Here is a 16,479-nt window from a genome sequence, read left to right as displayed (position 1 = left end):
GCGAGCAGCCCCGTCCGGACGGCGCCCCGCCGCCCGCAAGGCCCTTCCGCCCCGCGCGCTCGCCTGGGAGCGTTGCAGCATGGCCGCATCCCACACCACCGCCGCTGCTCAGCACGTCTGGGCCGCCCGCGACGACAGTCCGCTCGACCCCGCCACCCTCGACACGATCGACGCCTGGTGGCGCGCCGCGAACTACCTCGCGGTCGGCCAGATCTACCTCCTCGCCAATCCGCTGCTGCGGGAGCCCCTCGCGAGGGAGCACATCAAGCCGCGCCTCCTCGGTCACTGGGGCACGACCCCCGGCCTCAACCTGATCTACGCGCACCTCAACCGCGCGATCACCGAGCGCGCGCAGCCCACCCTCTACATCACCGGCCCCGGCCACGGCGGACCGGGCATGGTCGCCAACGCCTATCTCGACGGCACCTACAGCGAGATCTACTCGCACATCGACGAGACCGAGGACGGCCTGCGCCGCCTCTTCCGCCAGTTCAGCTTCCCCGGCGGCATCCCGAGCCACGCCGCCCCCGAGACCCCCGGCAGCATCCACGAGGGCGGCGAGCTCGGCTACTCCCTCAGCCACGCCTACGGTGCCGCCTTCGACAACCCCGACCTGCTGGTCGCCGCGGTGGTCGGCGACGGCGAGGCCGAGACCGGCCCGCTCGCCACCAGCTGGCACTCGAACAAGTTCGTGAACCCCGCGACCGACGGCGTCGTGCTGCCGATCCTGCACCTCAACGGCTTCAAGATCGCCAACCCGACGGTCCTCGCCCGCATCCCGCACGAGGAGCTCGAGAGCCTCATGCGCGGCTACGGCCACGAGCCGTTCACCGTCGAGGGCGGCTTCGACGGCGAGGACCCGATGCGCGTGCACGAGCGCTTCGCCGCGGTCCTGGACACCGTGCTCGACCGCATCGCCGCGATCAAGGCGCGCGCCGCCGAGGGCGACCTCTCCCGCCCCGCCTGGCCGATGATCATCCTGAAAACCCCGAAGGGCTGGACCTGCCCGGCCGAGATCGACGGCGTGCAGGTCGAGGGCACCTACCGCGCGCACCAGGTCCCGCTCGCGAACGCCCGCGACACCGAGGCGCACACCCGCCTGCTCGAGACGTGGATGCGCTCGTACCGACCCGAGGAGCTGTTCACCGAGGAGGGCGGGATCGCCGACCGTGTCCGCTCACTCGCGCCCGAGGGCGACCTCCGGATGAGCGCGACGCCGCATGCCAACGGCGGCCTGCTCCGCCAGACCCTCCGGCTGCCCGACTTCCGGCGCTACGAGGTCGTCGTGCACGAGCCGGGCGGCACCGTCGCGGAGGCGACCAAGGTGCTCGGCGAGTGGCTCGCCGACGTCGTCCGCGAGAATCCGACGAACTTCCGGATCTTCGGCCCCGACGAGGTCGCCAGCAACCGCCTGCAGAGCGTCTACGCCGCCACCGACAAGCAGTGGAACGCCGAGCTCGACCCGCTCGACGACCACCTCGCCCGCGCCGGCCGGGTGATGGAGGTGCTCTCCGAGCACCAGTGCCAGGGCTGGCTCGAGGGCTACCTGCTCACCGGCCGCCACGGGCTCTTCACCTGCTACGAGGCCTTCATCCACATCATCGACTCGATGTTCAACCAGCACGCGAAGTGGCTGGACGGCACCCGCGACATCGAGTGGCGCCGCCCGATCGCGAGCCTCAACTACCTGCTCTCCAGTCACGTCTGGCGCCAGGACCACAACGGCTTCAGCCACCAGGACCCGGGCTTCATCGACCACGTCGTCAACAAGAAGCCGGAGGTGGTGCGCGTCTACCTGCCGTTCGACGCGAACACCCTGCTGTCGGTCTACGACCACTGCCTCCGCAGCGTCGACTACGTCAACGTCGTCGTCGCCGGCAAGCAGCCCGCGCCCGCCTGGCTCACCATGGCGGAGGCGGTGGCGCACTGCACCCGAGGTCTCGGCATCCTGGAGTGGGCGAGCAGCGAGCGCCGCGGCGAGTCCCCGGACGTGGTGCTGGCCTGCGCGGGCGACGTCCCGACGCTGGAGACCCTCGCGGCCGTCAGCATCCTCCGCGAGGCGCTGCCCGACCTCGCCATCCGCACCGTCAACGTCGTCGACCTGATGCGGCTGATGTCCGCGTCCGAGCACCCGCACGGCCTCTCCGACCGCGAGTTCGACGCGGTCTTCACCCCCGACCGCCCGGTGATCTTCGCCTACCACGGCTACCCGTGGCTCATCCACAGGCTGACCTACAAGCGCACCGGCCACGGAAACCTGCACGTCCGCGGCTACAAGGAGAACGGCACGACCACCACGCCGTTCGACATGGTGATGCTCAACGACCTCGACCGCTACTCGCTGGTGATGGACGTCATCGACCGCACGCCCGGCCTCGGCGCCACCGCCGCTGGCCTCCGCCAGGAGATGCAGGACGCCCGGATCCGCGCCCGCGCGTACACCCGCGAGCACGGCGAGGACATCCCCGAGGTCGCGAACTGGACCTGGTCCGGCTCCCGCTCCGGCAACGCCTCCGACGCCACCGGCGGCGACAACGAGTAGCCCCCCCTCGCTCCCCGCGAGATGCCACTTGTGCACGCGACACGCCGTGTCGGGCGTGCACAAGTGGCATCTCGCGGCGCGGGTCAGGCCGCCGCCGCCGTGAGGTAGTCGTCCCACTCGGGCTGGGTGCGCTCGGCACCGCGCACGAGCCAGGAGCCGGCGCGCGGCATCCGGGGCACGGAGCGCAACTGCCAGCCCATCTCGAGTGGCGTGCGGTCGCTCTTGACGTTGTTGCAGCGGTGGCAGCAGGCGACGAGGTTCTCCCAGGTGTCCCGTCCGCCGCGCGACTTCGGCTGGATGTGGTCGATCGTGTTGGCGTGCTGCCCGCAGTAGCCGCAGCGGTGGTTGTCGCGCCGCAGCACCCCGCGGCGCGAGACCGGCACGCTCCGCGAGCTCGGGATGCGCACGTAGCGCGTCAGCACGATGACCGAGGGCCGGACGTAGTCGCCGGTCGCTCCGTGCACCGGGTGCTCCTCGTCGGCGACGATGATCATCGCCTTCTCGGTCATCAGCAGCACCAGCGCCCGCTTGAACGACACCACCGCCAGCGGCTCGTAGCCGGCGTTGAGGACGAGTGTGCGCATCAGTGACCTCCGTGCTGTCGCACGCCGCCGCACGGAGGCGCCGCGACCACGCGAAAGGGCGCCGTCGTGATGACGGCGCCCTTCGAGGCCGCGGCGCAGAGCCGCACGGTGACGTGGTGCCGTATCCGAGTGTCGGCGGAGTGGAGTGCGGCGAGGAGGATCCCCGCCCGGATCGCGTCGGTCCGCCGCACGCGCGAACGCAGCCCCACGCAGTGGTGCCCGTTCCGCTCGGCCATCCCGGCACTCCGTCCCTCGACGAATCGCTCCGCTCGCCACGCGAGCGGACTGAGGTTCAGATTAACCCTTCGCGCCCGGAACACCAGAGGAACCGGGGATTTCGTCATGCGCAGTTCACACGGTGGGCGGCGGGCCGGCACTGCCGGGAACGCGGAAGAGCCCGCCCCGGTGAAGGGACGGGCTCTCGAGCCGAGCGGACGCGGAGCGCGTCAGCCGGAGATGCGGACGATCGTGTAGTTGCTCGTCCAGATCGGCTGCACGCGGACGCTCGCGCCCTCGTACGGCGCGTGCAGGATGTTGCCGTTGCCCGCGTAGAAGCCGTCGTGGCCGGGCATGATCACCAGGTCGCCGGGCTGCGCCTCGGACAGCGGGATCTGCGTGCCCATCGCCGCCTGGCCCGCCGCGGAGTGCGGCATCGAGATGCCGTACTGGGCGAAGACGTACATGACGAGACCGGAGCAGTCGAAGCCGCTGGGGTCCGCGCCGCCGAAGACGTAGGGCACGCCCTGGTACTGCAGCGCCGTGTTGAAGACGGCGGAGAGGCTGTAGCTCGTGCTCGGCGCGCTCGCCGCGAGCTCGCTGGCCGAGGCGCCCTCGTAGGAGTTGAAGCTCTCGGCGGTCTCGGCGCGGGCCTCGGCGACGTCGGTGGTGTCGACGACGGGCTCGACGACCGGCTCCGGCTCGGGCGGCGGGGGCGGCGGCGCGGCCTCGGCGGTGAAGCCGTCGCGGGCGATCGCCGCCTGGACCACTCCCCCGGCGACGGCCACGGTCTGCGCGTCGCCCTGGCGCAGAAGGTCGGCCTGCGAGGCGGCGAACAGCCCGTCGCTCTCGGTGCCGGGCGAGAAGGCGTAGGCGGGGAGCGCCATGGTGGCGACGAGGGCTCCGGCGAATCCGACGATGGCGACCTTGCCGATCGTGCGGCCTCGGCTGCGCTTGCGGGGCGTGCCGGCGGGCGTCGGCACGAAGTCCGTGACGTCGGCCTGGCGCGACGGCGCCGTCGGCACGGCCCGGCGGGCGACGGGGGCCTCGTCCGTGTAGCGAGCGCGGATCACCGGCGGTCGGTTCTCGAAAGAGGACGCGTTGCGGGGGCTGTCCGGGTGGGTGGAGCGGAACCGGTCGGGGGAACCGGCGGGGGTGGTGGGGTTCTGGGGCAAGGGGGAGGACCTCCGACGTCCCGCCAGCCCAGGCAGCTGTCCCGTCTCGAGTGCGCGAAGCATCGGCGTTCACGGAGTCCGAGACGGGAAGGGACGTCGGACTCCGCGCCTCACGACCGGGGTTCGGGCGCAGGGCTCCACAGAGCGTAAGCGACCGTTACCGATTTGTCACCAACTGGAGACGAGATCGTGTCCCGCTCCGACCCTCCGATGCTGTAGTGCGCGTGGAGCGGACGTTCAGCTGACGAGGAAGATGTGCGCAGCGACCTCGTTGGGCAGTTCGATGCCCGCCTCCACGCCGTCGATGCGCACGAGCACGTAGCCGTTGAGCGCGGAGAACTCGCCCTCGGCCCCGGGGACGACGCCCGCCTGCTTGAGCTGCAGCAGCAGCTCCGGGTCGACCTGCGCGGGCTCGCCGAGCCGGCGCACGGTGCCGCGCTGCGGCTCGGCCGAGCCGGCGACGAAGCGGGGGATGCTGATGACGCCGTCCGCGAAGCGCGACGCCGGGGTGTCCCCCAGCTCGTCGAGCCCCGGGATCGGGTTGCCGTAGGGCGACTCGGTGGGGTGGTCGAGCATCTCGAGGAGGCGGCGCTCCACCTGCTCGCTCATCACGTGCTCCCAGCGGCAGGCCTCCTCGTGCACGAACTCCCAGTCGAGCTTGATGACGTCGTGGAGGAGGCGCTCGGCGAGGCGGTGCTTGCGCATGACGTGGATCGCCTTGCGGCGTCCGTCGCCGGTCAGCTCGAGGTGGCGGTCGCCGGAGACGACGACGAGGCCGTCGCGCTCCATCCGGCCGACGGTCTGCGAGACGGTGGGGCCGGAGTGGCTGAGCCGCTCGGAGATGCGGGCCCGGAGGGGGATGATGTTCTCCTCCTCCAGCTCCAGGATGGTGCGCAGGTACATCTCGGTCGTGTCGATCAGATCCGTCATCTCAGCCTTCCGGTCTCAGCGCGCACAACCTTACTGGGCACCGTGTCCCGTCTCCGTCGACGGGGCAGGGCGCAGGGCCTCCGATGGTCGAAGGCGGGGCGGGCCGGGAACCCTAGTATTAACGCATGCCGGACGTCACCATTCCTCGCGAGCTCCTCCCCCACGACGGGCGGTTCGGCTGCGGCCCGTCCAAGGTGCGGCACGACCAGCTCGCGCACCTCGCGACGCAGGGCGCGCACCTCCTCGGCACCTCGCACCGGCAGGCTCCGGTCAAGAACCTGGTCGGGTCCGTGCGCGAGCACCTCGCGACGCTCTTCCGCATCCCCGAGGGCTACGAGGTCCTGCTCGGCAACGGCGGCTCGACCGCCTTCTGGGACGCGGCCGCCTTCTCGCTGATCGACCGCCGTGCCGAGAACCTCACCTTCGGCGAGTTCGGCCAGAAGTTCGCGAAGGCGGCGTCCGCGCCGTTCCTCGAGCCCGCGCACGTCGTCTCGGCCCCGGCCGGCTCGCGCAGCGAGGTCGAGATCCTCGAGGGCGTCGACGTCTATGCCTGGCCGCACAACGAGACCTCCACCGGAGTCATGGCGCCGGTCCGGCGCGTGCACGGCGACGAGGGCGCGCTCACGGTGATCGACGCGACCAGCGCCGCCGGCGGCATCGACTTCGACGCGGCCGAGGCCGACGTCTACTACTTCGCCCCGCAGAAGAACTTCGCCTCGGACGGCGGCCTGTGGTTCGGCCTCTTCTCGCCGGCCGCGATCGAGCGGATAGAGCGGATCGCGGCGAGCGGTCGCTACATCCCCGAGTTCCTGAGCCTGCAGAACGCCGTCGACAACTCGCGCCTGAACCAGACGCTGAACACCCCCGCCCTCTCCACGCTGCTGCTGATGGAGTCGCAGCTCCAGTGGATGAACGAGAGCGGCGGACTGGCCTGGGCGTCGGCGCGCACTCTCGAGTCCTCGTCGGCGATCTACGACTGGGCCGAGGCCTCGCCGGTCGCGACCCCGTTCGTCGAGGTGCCCGAGCACCGCTCGCAGGTCGTCGCCACCGTCGACTTCGACGCCTCCGTCGACGCCGCGGTGATCGCGAAGATCCTGCGCGCGAACGGCATCGTCGACACGGAGCCGTACCGCAAGCTCGGCCGCAACCAGCTGCGCGTGGCGACCTTCGTCGCCATCGAGCCGGACGACGTCCGCTCGCTGCTCGGCTGCATCGACCACGTCATCGAGCGCCTGGCCGACTGAGCGACCGGGGAACGGGGAGGCGCGGGATGAGGCTCTGGCTCCGTCCGGACGAGCGCCGCCCCGCTCCCCCGCCCTACGCGTCCGACGACGCGACGGCGCTCCTCGTGGGCTGCATCGTCTGGGTGCTCGCCCTCGTCGGCGTGCTGATCGCCGCGGCGGCCGGCGCGACCGTGCCGCCGCTCGTCCTGTCGACCGTCGTGATCGGTGTCGTCCTGGGGACGATCGGCCTCTTCTACAGCCGCAACCGCCGCTGAGGCGCCGGGCTCGCCGCCTGTCGGAGCGCCGTCGCGTCGGCAGCGGGGCCGAGCGTGGGCGTCCCCGCTCGGCCGGATCCGGTCAGCGTCGGCGACGCCGACGTCCGCGACTGCCGCTGCCGCGTCGTCCTTCGGTGGAGGCGCCGGACGTGCCGTCGGCGTCGACGTCCTCGCCCTGCGACTCGTCGTCGTCGTCGTCCGGATCGTCGTCGTCGGAGTCGGCGTCGTCCGAGTCGTCATCGTCTGAGTCGTCGGAGTCGTCGTCCGAGACGTCGTCGTCGGAGTCGTCGTCGTCGTCCGAGACGTCGTCGTCGTCCGCCTCGTCATCGTCGAGGACCTCGTCCTCGTCCGTCTCCGCCGAGTCGACGACGGTGTCGTCGTCGTACTCGTCGTCCTCGGTCTCGTCGCGCTCACCGCTGGCGTCCTGCGCCGCGCGGTAGTCCGCGAGCCGGACCGACCACGGCACCCAGTCGGGCGCGAGCACGCTGCCCTCGCCCGGCAGCAGCTCGACCTCGAGGACGTTGACGTCCTCGGACTCGTCGATCCTCGACAGCGTCGCCGTCCAGAGCCAGCCCGGGTATCCGCGCATCAGGTTCGTGAACTGCAGCGAGACCACGTGCTCGCCCTGGGCGAGTGTCGCGACGAGGTCGCCGATGGTGTCGGCGGTCGTGATGTCCAGCAGCGCCTCGCGCGCACGGTCCTCCGAGCCGGCGAGGACGGCGTCGAGCTCGTACACGGGCGCGGGCTCCGGCTCTCCGGCGGCCATTGCGGACCCGGCGTCAGGCTCTCCTCCGTCATCGGAGTCGGTGTCGGAGTCCTCGTCGGAATCGTCCTCGTCCTCCTCGTCGATCTCGTCGCTCCAGACCGCCGGCGCGGGAGTGCGCGACGCCGGGACGCCGTCCTGCGAGTCCGCGGGACCCTCGGTCGCGGCCTCGGACCCGGTGTCCGGAGTCCCGTCGTTCTCGGGCGACGGATCGCCGGTCGTCTCGTCGGCGTCAGGCATCGAGCTCGTCCGCAACCCGGCGCAGCAGCGTCGCGATCGTGTGCCCGTGCGCCTTGTCGGGGTAGCGGCCCCGCTTGAGGCCCGTGCCGATCCCGTCGAGCAGCTTGACCGTGTCCTCGACGATCACGGACATGTCGTCGGCCGACTTGCGGCTGAGCTTGACCATGCTGGGCGGGGTGTCGATGATCCGGGCCGAGAGGGCCTGCGCACCGCGCTTGCCGTCGGCGATGCCGAACTCGAGGCGGGTGCCGGCTTTGACCGCGGTCCCGGAGTGCAGCGCGGAAGCGTGCAGGAAGACCTCCTGGCCGTCATCAGTGCTGATGAAGCCGAAGCCCTTCTCCTCGTCGTAGAACTTGACCTTGCCGGTAGGCATGCAGAACCCCTCCTGGAAATGAAGCAGCCATCAGTTTAGAGGACGGCGCCCGCCCTATCCTTGACCCGTGAAGCCACAGCAGCCCGCGGGCATCGGACGCGCGGAGCGCGTGCTCGCCTACATGTTCGTCGCGATAATCGTCGTGACGGTGATCGCATTCATCGCCGTCCTGGTGGCGCCGATGATGGGCGTCAGAGACTACAGCGGGAGCCTCTGGCAGTTCGTCCTCGCGCTGCCGCTGGTCGGCCTGCCGATCGCCTTCCTGATGATGATCGCGATGCTCGTGGTCGGCGTCCGCCGCCGCCGCTCCTCCTAGCGGGGACCTCTCCGGCTGCGCCGAGCCTTCGACGAGCAATCGGTCACGCGACTCCCAGACTTCATCCAGGCCACGCGCAGATACTGTCCGCATGGACGGACCCCGCATTCTCATCGTCGACGACGAGCCCAACATCCGCGACCTGCTCACCACGAGCCTCCGCTTCGCCGGCTTCGCCGTGCGCGCGGTGGGCAACGGTGCTCAGGCGATCTCCGCAGTCCTCGAGGAGGAGCCGGACCTCATCATCCTCGACGTGATGCTCCCGGACATGAACGGCTTCGGCGTCACCAAGCGCCTGCGCTCGGCCGGCTACACCTCGCCGATCCTCTTCCTCACGGCGAAGGACGACACCGAGGACAAGATCACCGGTCTCACCGTCGGCGGCGACGACTACGTCACCAAGCCGTTCAGCCTCGACGAGATCGTCGCGCGCATCAAGGCGATCCTCCGCCGCACGATGCACGCCGAGGAGGACGCGGTCATCCGCGCCGGCGAGCTCACGATGGACCAGGACACGCACGAGGTCCTCGTCGGCGACGAGCCGGTCGAGCTCAGCCCGACCGAGTTCAAGCTGCTGCGCTACCTGATGCTCAACCCCAACCGGGTGCTCAGCAAGGCGCAGATCCTCGATCACGTCTGGGAGTACGACTTCAACGGCGATGCGGGCATCGTCGAGTCCTACATCTCGTACCTGCGACGTAAGCTCGACACGCATTCGGAGGAATCGCTCATCCAGACCAAGCGAGGATTCGGATACATGCTGAAGGTCGCGAAGGTCTGACCTCCGCCGCCCCGGCGCCGGCCCCGTGAGGGGGCGGGCGCCCGCACGACTTCGAGGGAGTTCCACCGCCATGCACCAGGGTCTGGCCGAGCGGTGGAACTCCATCTCGCTGCGCACGAAGATCACGGCCGTCACCGTCCTCCTGCTGACCCTCGGCCTGCTGGTCTCCGGCATCGGCACGATGACGATGCTGAAGCCGCAGCTCGTCGCTCAGCTCGACGCGCAGCTGGCCGACAAGGTGCAGAAGGTGGCGACCGACCTCTCCGCGCAGGGCGTCTCGCAGTTCTCCGAGTCGGACGACTACTACGGCGCCGTGTACGACTCCTCGGGGAAGCTCGTCTACTCGAACGCCGGGCAGGGCACCGACCCCGCCTTCCCCTCGCGCTACTCGATCGAGGACGCCCTGAGCGCCTCCAGCGAGCCGAAGGCGCTGATGAGCGTCAACGACCGGATCGAGTACCACGCCGTCTCGACGGTGTACTCCCGCGGGAACGACTACCAGACGCTGCTGCTCGCCACGTCGACGCGCGACATCGACAACATCATGACGATCTACCTGACGATCTTCCTCGGGTTCGGCGTCGCGATCGTCGTCATCGGCGCGATGCTGACGCGACTGCTCGTCACCACGACGTTCGCTCCCCTGCGCCAGGTCGAGCAGACCGCCGCCGCGATCGCCGACGGCGACTTCAGCCAGCGCCTGGACGGCACCACGCCCAACACCGAGGTCGGCCGCCTCAACCGCTCGCTCAACGCGATGCTGGTGCGCATCGACAGCGCCTTCCGCGACCGCGCCCGCACCATCGACCAGATGCGCCGCTTCGTCGGCGACGCGAGCCACGAGCTGCGCACCCCCCTCGTCTCCGTCCGCGGGTACGCCGAGCTCTACCGGATGGGCGCGCTGCAGACGCCCGAGGCGGTCGGCCAGGCGATGGAGCGCATCGAGAAGGAGGCGATCCGGATGGGCGGCCTCGTCGAGGACCTCCTCGAGCTCGCCCGCCTCGACGAGACCAAGCCGCTCGCCCTCTCCCCCGTCGACCTGATGCCGCTCGCCCGCGACGCCGCGATGGACGCCATGGCCTCCTGGCCCGACCGCGACTTCGGAGTCGAGACCCGCGACGACACCCCCGTCGAGACGCCCGCGCTCGAGATGGACGAGCCGTCCGGCACCGCGACCCAGACCATGGAGGTTCCGGCCGCCGCCGGGCTCACCGGACCGATCGCGGCCGCCGGCGCACGCCTGGCGCGCTTCCGCCGCCGCCCGCGCCGTGTCCCGGCTGAGGACCTCGCTGCGGGCACCGCCCCCGAGCCCGAGCAGGTCGGCGTCCCGGCACTGGTGATGGCGGAGGAGAACAAGATCCGCCAGGTGCTGACCAACCTGATCGGCAACGCCGTCCGCTACACGCCCGAGGACACCCCGATCGAGGTCGGCGTCGCCGTCGACCGCGCGCGGCGGCTGGCCTTCCTCGAGGTCATCGACCACGGCGAGGGCATCCCGCCGCAGATCCGGGAGAAGATCTTCCAGCGCTTCTGGCGCGCCGACACCTCGCGCACCCGCGAGACCGGTGGCAGCGGACTGGGGCTGGCGATCGTCTCCTCCATCGTCGCGGCGCACAAGGGCCGTGTCGACGTCGTCGAGACTCCGGGCGGCGGCGCCACCTTCCGGGTCGCCCTCCCTCTCCTCACCGTCGACCCGGACGGCGATCCGTCCCCAGCTGCGGCCTGACGGCCCGCGCGGCCGACGCGGTCCGCCCTAGGTTCTCTTCCACGCGCCGAACGGCGCGGACGAGTGAGAGGACCTGACATGACCCACTTCCAGACCGACATCGACGCGATCAGCACCGCGAGCGGCTCGATCCACGGCTCCGCGGACCGCATCCGCGCCGAGGTGGCCGGCATGCTCGCTCTGCTCACCGGCCTCGAGAGCTCGTGGACGGGGCAGGCCTCGGCCGCGTTCCAGGGAGTGGTCGGCCTCTGGCGGACCACGCAGGGGCAGGTCGACGACGGGCTCGAATCGATCGCGCTCGCCCTGGGGACGGCGGGGCAGCAGTACGCGGAGACCGAGGAGGCCAACGCGCGCCTGTTCGCGTTCTGACCCGCCGGCGGCGTCCTCGACCGTCTGCGGACCGAGGACGCCGCCCGGAAATGCCGAAGGCGGCTCCCCCGGAGGGGAACCGCCTTCTGCGTGGTGCGGGTCGGACTAGAAGTCCATGCCACCCGTGGGGTCTCCGCCTGCGGCGACGGGGTTCCGCTCGGGCTTGTCGGCGACGACGGCCTCCGTGGTGAGGAACAGACCGGCGATCGAGGCGGCGTTCTGCAGAGCGGAGCGCGTGACCTTGACCGGGTCGATGATGCCGGCGGCGATCAGGTCGACGTACTCGCCGGTCGCGGCGTTGAGGCCCCAACCGGTCTGCAGCTCGCGGACCTTGGCGGCGACGACGCCGGGCTCGAGGCCGGCGTTCAGGGCGATCTGCTTGAGCGGAGCGTCGATCGCGACGCGGACGATGTTCGCGCCGGTCGCCTCGTCTCCGACCAGCTCGAGCTTCTCGAACGCGAGCTTGCCGGCCTGGATGAGGGCGACGCCACCACCGGCGACGATGCCCTCCTCGACGGCGGCCTTCGCGTTGCGGACGGCGTCCTCGATGCGGTGCTTGCGCTCCTTGAGCTCGACCTCGGTCGCAGCTCCGGCCTTGATGACCGCGACGCCACCGGCGAGCTTCGCGAGGCGCTCCTGGAGCTTCTCGCGGTCGTAGTCGCTGTCGGTGTTCTCGATCTCGCCGCGGATCTGCGCGACGCGACCGGCGATGGCCTCGGCGTCGCCGGCACCCTCGACGATCGTGGTCTCGTCCTTGGTGATGACGACCTTGCGGGCCGAGCCGAGCAGGTCGAGGGTGACGTTCTCGAGCTTGAGGCCGACCTCCTCGGAGATGACCTGGCCGCCGGTGAGGATCGCGATGTCCTGGAGCTGCGCCTTGCGACGGTCGCCGAAGCCGGGGGCCTTGACGGCGACCGACTTGAAGATGCCGCGGATCTTGTTGACGACCAGGGTCGCCAGCGCCTCGCCGTCGACGTCCTCGGCGATGATCAGCAGCTGCTTGCCCGCCTGAATCACCTTGTCGACGACGGGGAGGAGGTCCTTGATGTTCGAGACCTTGGAGTTGACGATCAGGATGTACGGGTCCTCGAACACGGCCTCCTGGCGGTCGGGGTCCGTGACGAAGTACTGCGACAGGTAGCCCTTGTCGAAGCGCATGCCCTCGGTCAGCTCGAGCTCGGTGCCGAAGGTGTTCGACTCCTCGACGGTGACGACGCCCTCCTTGCCGACCTTGTCGATCGCCTCGGCGATGATCGCGCCGATCTCGGGGTCCGCGGCGGAGATGGAGGCCGTGGCCGCGATCTCCTCCTTGGTCTCGATCGCCTTGGCGCCGGCGACGAGCTCGGCGGTGACGGCCTTGACGGCCTTCTCGATGCCCTTCTTCAGGCTGATCGGGTCGGCGCCGGCCGCGACGTTGCGCAGACCCTCGCGGACGAGCGCCTGGGCGAGGACGGTCGCGGTGGTGGTGCCGTCGCCGGCGACGTCGTCGGTCTTCTTGGCGACCTCCTTGACGAGCTCGGCACCGATCTTCTCGTACGGCTCGTCGAGCTCGATCTCCTTGGCGATCGACACGCCGTCGTTCGTGATGGTGGGGGCTCCCCACTTCTTCTCGAGCACGACGTTGCGGCCGCGCGGGCCGAGGGTCACCTTGACCGCATCGGCCAGGGTGTTGAGTCCACGCTCGAGGCCGCGGCGGGCTTCTTCGTCAAAAGCAATGATCTTGGCCATGTGTGTTCTTCGTCCCTCCCGGACGTCAGGGGAATTCCGTCGTTGGCACTCGACTGGAGCGAGTGCCAACAGCGATTCTGGCACTCACCCGGGAGGAGTGCAAGTGACGTCGGCGCCTGGCGCAACGCGAGGAGCCGCCGCCCGCACGAGGCGGACGACGGCTCCAGGCAGGGCGGGGGCTTCAGACCACGCGCACCGATTCGGCCTGCGGGCCCTTGGACCCGGTGCCGACCTCGAACGCGACGTGCTGGCCCTCTTCGAGGACCTTGTATCCCGACATGTCGATGGCGGAGTAGTGGACGAACACGTCCTGCCCGCCGCCGTCGACCGTGATGAAGCCGTAGCCCTTCTCAGAGTTGAACCACTTGACGGTTCCGTTCGCCATCTCTCACTCCCAAAGTGCTGTGCTGCCTGCGACACGAGCGATGCGCAGGTGCCTGATTAGGGAGCATAAGCCAGCGTTTCGGCCCGGAATGGGGCGGAAAGCGCCCGTGGGAAAGAGTTGTCCGGGATTCAACATGAATTAAACGTGCCGGAAACAGAACGCCCCCGGGACACGCCCCGAGGGGGTGCTCCGGGGGCGTCCGCGCCGCCGTGCTACTGCGGCGGATAGTCCGAGCCGAGCACGACGACGACGGATCCGGTCTCGACGAAGTCCTGCGTCAGAGCCGGCGTGCCGACGCCGAGCGACTGAGCGACACCGAGCGCCGCGCCCTCGAGCGCGGGGTCGGTGTAGTAGATCGTCGTGGCCGTCTCCTCCTCGGTGTTTGCGTTCGCGACAGTGGGCACGCTCCAGCCCGCCGCGGCCAGCGCGTCCCCGGCGTTCGCGGCGAGGCCCGCCGTCGCCGTCCCGTTCAGGACCGCGAGCGCGAGGGCCGGGTCGACCGTGGGGGTGACCGCGGGGGTCGCCTCCGTCTCGGCGATGCCGGTGGGCGGCGTGAAGACGTCGTTGAACTGCACCCGGTTGTCGATCACGAGCAGGCCGATGAAGCCGAGCAGCACGATCACTCCGGTGGCCAGGGCCGCCCAGGCCAGCGCGACCGCGCGGGCGTGCGGGGCGGGCGGGCGGCGGTGGGCGCCGACGCGACCCTCCGTGGCCGGGATCTCGTCGAAGCGGTCCTTCGGAGCGGTGGTGGTCATCGTCGGTACGGCCGGCCTTCCGTTCGTGGGCCCGAGCAGCTCGTCTACTCGGGGCGCCCGAGGCGGCGCGCGGCGCGGGCGCCGGCGCGCCCGTCGCGGATGCGCTGCAGCCGCTTGACGAGCATCGGGTCGTGCGCGAGGGCGGCCGGTGAGGCCAGAACCGCGCTGAGCACCTGATAGTAGCGGGCGACCGAGAGGCCGAACCTCTCGCGGATCGCGTCGTCCTTGTCCCCGGCGCGGGCCGTCCACTCGCCCTCGAACTCGAGGACGCGGCGATCCCGCTCGGACAGGACGGCGCCCGTGCTGCGCTCGACGTCCGTGGCCCTGCTCATCCCTCCACAGTAGGGAGGGACGGCTCGGCGGCGGCTGAGGCGCTCCGGTACATGCCGATGTGCGGGATGCCCGCCTCGTCGAACTCGTCGCCGAACGGCTCGAAGCCCGACCGCGCGTAGAGGCCCGCGATGTACGACTGCGCGTGGAGCAGGAGCGGCTCGTCCCCATGGCGCTCCAGGACCGCGCTCACCAGCCGGTGCGCGAGGCCCTCGCCCCGCCGGTCGGCCCGGGTCACCACCCGCCCGATCACCCGGTGGGCGTCGCGGTGCTCGGGCCGCTCGTCCCGGAGGGTGCGGAGGTAGGCGGCCGTGCCGCGCTCGTCGGCGATCCACCAGTGCCGCGTCGTCGGCTCCAGATCGCGGCCGTCGAGCTCCTCGTCGTCGACCCGCTGCTCGCGCAGGAACACGTCGGTCCGCAGCCGCGCGAACGCGTAGACCTCCTCGGTCGTGAGTTCGCTCCACGCCTTCGAGATCACGGAATTCAGCTGCACGGCGGAGAGTTTACGAGAGGAGAGGGGAGCGCCCTCCCCCGTACACTGACCAGGATTCCTAGGGAGACCCATGTCGTCGTATTCCGTGAACAAGACCGACGCCGAGTGGCGCGAGGAGCTCGACCGCGAGCAGTACTCGGTGCTGCGCCAGGCCGCCACCGAGCGCCCGTGGACCGGCGAGCTGCTCGACGAGCACCGCGAGGGGCTCTACACCTGCGCGGCATGCCACGCCGAGCTGTTCAAGAGCGGCACCAAGTTCGACTCCGGCTGCGGCTGGCCGAGCTTCTACGAGTCCATCCGCCCCGACGCGGTGCAGCTCATCGAGGACAGCACCCTGGGCATGGTCCGCACCGAGGTCCGCTGCGCCAACTGCGGCTCGCACCTGGGCCACGTCTTCCCGGACGGCTTCGGCACGCCCACGGGAGACCGCTACTGCATGAACTCGATCGCGATGAACTTCACGACCGAGGGCGAGTGACCGTGTCCGCGACTCCCGTGCTCGAGGCCGTCCTGGCCCGGCGCTCCCGCTCGAAGGTCACCGCGGAGGCGCCGGGGCACGAGGAGATCGCGGCGTACGTCTCGGCCGCCTCGCGGCTCGCGGACCACAGCTCGCTCCGGCCGTGGCGGGTCATCGAGATCCGCGGGGCGGCGCGCGACCGCATCGGGCGCAGCTTCGCCGCCGCGTCCGGCGACAAGAAGGACGCGCGCAAGCACATCGAGAAGACGCATCGCGCCTCCCTCCTCCTCGCGGTCGTCGTGAGCGTGAAGAAGTCGAAGGTGCCCGCCTGGGAGCAGGAGGCCGTCGCCTCGGGCGTCGCGCACCTGCTCAGCCTGCTGCTCGACGAGGCGGGCTGGGGCGTCTTCTGGCGCACCGGCTCCTACACCCGCGCCAAGGCCGTGCGGAAGGCGCACCGCCTGGAGAAGGGCGAGGAGCTCCTCGGCTGGCTGTACGTCGGCCGCCCCGACGGCAAGATCGGCGGGCCCAAGCGGCCGATGCCGGCCGAGCGGCACCTGAGCATCCTCGAGCCGTGATCCGCCCGCGCGGGCCGGAGCCGAGGCGGCTTCCGGCCCCGCGATAGGGTGGCCCGGTGCGGTGACGCACCTGCCGACGTGGCGCAATTGGTAGCGCACCCGACTTGTAATCGGGCGGTTTGTGGGTTCGAGCCCCACCGTCGGCTCAGTTTGACCACCTGAGTGAAGCCATTTGTGAAGCCTACGCGGCTTCACGCCGCGCAGTGGGGGCGCGGTGCCCGCCTGGTGCCGCGCCTCCACCGC

Annotated in this window: 19 protein-coding genes and 1 tRNA gene; 10 read left to right on the top strand and 10 right to left on the bottom strand. The window is 70.7% G+C overall.

The features are described from left to right. Positions 1–79: 79 nt before the first annotated feature. Positions 80–2,542: a phosphoketolase gene (locus EDF22_RS03375; RefSeq protein WP_123702386.1), complete on the top strand. Its 2,463-nt coding sequence runs from the start codon at positions 80–82 to the stop codon at positions 2,540–2,542. Positions 2,543–2,625: 83 nt separating this feature from the next. Here the strand turns inward: EDF22_RS03375 and EDF22_RS03370 are convergent, their stop codons facing one another. From EDF22_RS03370 to EDF22_RS03355, 3 genes are all read right to left on the bottom strand, one after another. Continuing rightward, positions 2,626–3,126, bottom strand: a complete 501-nt coding sequence (locus EDF22_RS03370) for an HNH endonuclease (protein ID WP_123445178.1) — start codon at positions 3,124–3,126, stop codon at positions 2,626–2,628. A gap of 446 nt (positions 3,127–3,572) precedes the next feature. Continuing rightward, positions 3,573–4,517, bottom strand: a complete 945-nt coding sequence (locus tag EDF22_RS03360) for a C40 family peptidase (RefSeq protein WP_260303109.1) — start codon at positions 4,515–4,517, stop codon at positions 3,573–3,575. Between the two features lie 237 nt (positions 4,518–4,754). Then, the gene (locus EDF22_RS03355) at positions 4,755–5,447 is read right to left on the bottom strand and encodes a metal-dependent transcriptional regulator (protein WP_123702382.1); all 693 of its coding nucleotides are present in this window, start codon (positions 5,445–5,447) and stop codon (positions 4,755–4,757) included. Between the two features lie 125 nt (positions 5,448–5,572). Here EDF22_RS03355 and serC point away from each other — a divergent pair, with 125 nt between their 5' ends. After that, entirely contained in the window at positions 5,573–6,691 is a 1,119-nt protein-coding gene (gene serC, locus EDF22_RS03350) for a phosphoserine transaminase (RefSeq protein ID WP_123702380.1), read from the top strand. Positions 6,692–6,717: 26 nt separating this feature from the next. After that, positions 6,718–6,945 (top strand): DUF2530 domain-containing protein, encoded by a 228-nt coding sequence (locus tag EDF22_RS03345; protein WP_123702378.1) that lies wholly within the window; start codon positions 6,718–6,720, stop codon positions 6,943–6,945. Positions 6,946–7,027: 82 nt separating this feature from the next. Here EDF22_RS03345 and EDF22_RS03340 read toward each other — a convergent pair whose 3' ends face one another. Further along, positions 7,028–7,948, bottom strand: a complete 921-nt coding sequence (locus EDF22_RS03340) for a DUF3027 domain-containing protein (protein ID WP_260303095.1) — start codon at positions 7,946–7,948, stop codon at positions 7,028–7,030. After that, a complete protein-coding gene (locus tag EDF22_RS03335; protein WP_123702376.1) occupies positions 7,941–8,321 on the bottom strand; it encodes a cold-shock protein in 381 nt (126 codons plus the stop codon). Before EDF22_RS03335 ends, EDF22_RS03340 begins: the two co-directional genes overlap by 8 nt. A 67-nt stretch (positions 8,322–8,388) precedes the next feature. Here EDF22_RS03335 and EDF22_RS03330 point away from each other — a divergent pair, with 67 nt between their 5' ends. The 4 genes from EDF22_RS03330 (at position 8,389) to EDF22_RS03315 (ending at position 11,513) form a co-directional block, all read left to right on the top strand. Continuing rightward, positions 8,389–8,637 carry a hypothetical protein gene (locus EDF22_RS03330; protein WP_243582849.1) on the top strand — a complete coding sequence of 83 codons (249 nt, stop codon included), beginning with the start codon at positions 8,389–8,391 and terminating at the stop codon, positions 8,635–8,637. Between the two features lie 91 nt (positions 8,638–8,728). After that, the gene (locus tag EDF22_RS03325) at positions 8,729–9,418 is read left to right on the top strand and encodes a response regulator transcription factor (RefSeq protein ID WP_085475163.1); all 690 of its coding nucleotides are present in this window, start codon (positions 8,729–8,731) and stop codon (positions 9,416–9,418) included. A 70-nt stretch (positions 9,419–9,488) separates the two neighbouring features. Further along, positions 9,489–11,144, top strand: coding sequence for a cell wall metabolism sensor histidine kinase WalK (locus tag EDF22_RS03320; protein ID WP_123445171.1), 1,656 nt, complete (start codon positions 9,489–9,491; stop codon positions 11,142–11,144). Positions 11,145–11,222: 78 nt separating this feature from the next. Next, entirely contained in the window at positions 11,223–11,513 is a 291-nt protein-coding gene (locus EDF22_RS03315) for a WXG100 family type VII secretion target (RefSeq protein ID WP_123702374.1), read from the top strand. A gap of 105 nt (positions 11,514–11,618) precedes the next feature. On the opposite strand, the gene groL is transcribed toward EDF22_RS03315, so the two are convergent. The 5 genes from groL to EDF22_RS03290 all read right to left on the bottom strand — a co-directional run bounded on the left by groL (position 11,619) and on the right by EDF22_RS03290 (position 15,204). After that, positions 11,619–13,241, bottom strand: coding sequence for a chaperonin GroEL (groL, locus tag EDF22_RS03310; RefSeq protein ID WP_123702372.1), 1,623 nt, complete (start codon positions 13,239–13,241; stop codon positions 11,619–11,621). 181 nt (positions 13,242–13,422) lie between these two features. Then, positions 13,423–13,626 (bottom strand): cold-shock protein, encoded by a 204-nt coding sequence (locus EDF22_RS03305; RefSeq protein WP_123445168.1) that lies wholly within the window; start codon positions 13,624–13,626, stop codon positions 13,423–13,425. A 212-nt stretch (positions 13,627–13,838) separates the two neighbouring features. Next, a complete protein-coding gene (locus EDF22_RS03300; RefSeq protein ID WP_123702370.1) occupies positions 13,839–14,381 on the bottom strand; it encodes a LytR C-terminal domain-containing protein in 543 nt (180 codons plus the stop codon). A gap of 44 nt (positions 14,382–14,425) precedes the next feature. Then, complete coding sequence (locus tag EDF22_RS03295; protein WP_123445166.1) at positions 14,426–14,713, bottom strand: DUF3263 domain-containing protein; 288 nt, start codon at positions 14,711–14,713, stop codon at positions 14,426–14,428. After that, positions 14,710–15,204, bottom strand: coding sequence for a GNAT family N-acetyltransferase (locus EDF22_RS03290; protein WP_243582848.1), 495 nt, complete (start codon positions 15,202–15,204; stop codon positions 14,710–14,712). The genes EDF22_RS03295 and EDF22_RS03290 overlap by 4 nt, the downstream gene beginning before the upstream one ends. 70 nt (positions 15,205–15,274) lie before the next feature. Here EDF22_RS03290 and msrB point away from each other — a divergent pair, with 70 nt between their 5' ends. From msrB to EDF22_RS03275, 3 genes are all read left to right on the top strand, one after another. Beyond that, on the top strand, positions 15,275–15,682 hold the full coding sequence (gene msrB, locus EDF22_RS03285; RefSeq protein ID WP_123445164.1) for a peptide-methionine (R)-S-oxide reductase MsrB: 408 nt from the start codon (positions 15,275–15,277) through the stop codon (positions 15,680–15,682). Beyond that, complete coding sequence (locus tag EDF22_RS03280) at positions 15,679–16,236, top strand: nitroreductase family protein (RefSeq protein ID WP_123702368.1); 558 nt, start codon at positions 15,679–15,681, stop codon at positions 16,234–16,236. Before msrB ends, EDF22_RS03280 begins: the two co-directional genes overlap by 4 nt. 72 nt (positions 16,237–16,308) lie before the next feature. Next, positions 16,309–16,382 (top strand) — tRNA-Thr (locus EDF22_RS03275). Positions 16,383–16,479 lie beyond the last annotated feature (97 nt).

This window comes from Rathayibacter sp. PhB127 (genome assembly GCF_003751665.1).
Taxonomy (GTDB): Bacteria; Actinomycetota; Actinomycetes; order Actinomycetales; family Microbacteriaceae; genus Rathayibacter; species Rathayibacter festucae.
The sequence above is the reverse complement of the archived record's forward strand: the minus strand, read 5'-3'. Positions and strand labels throughout refer to the sequence as shown.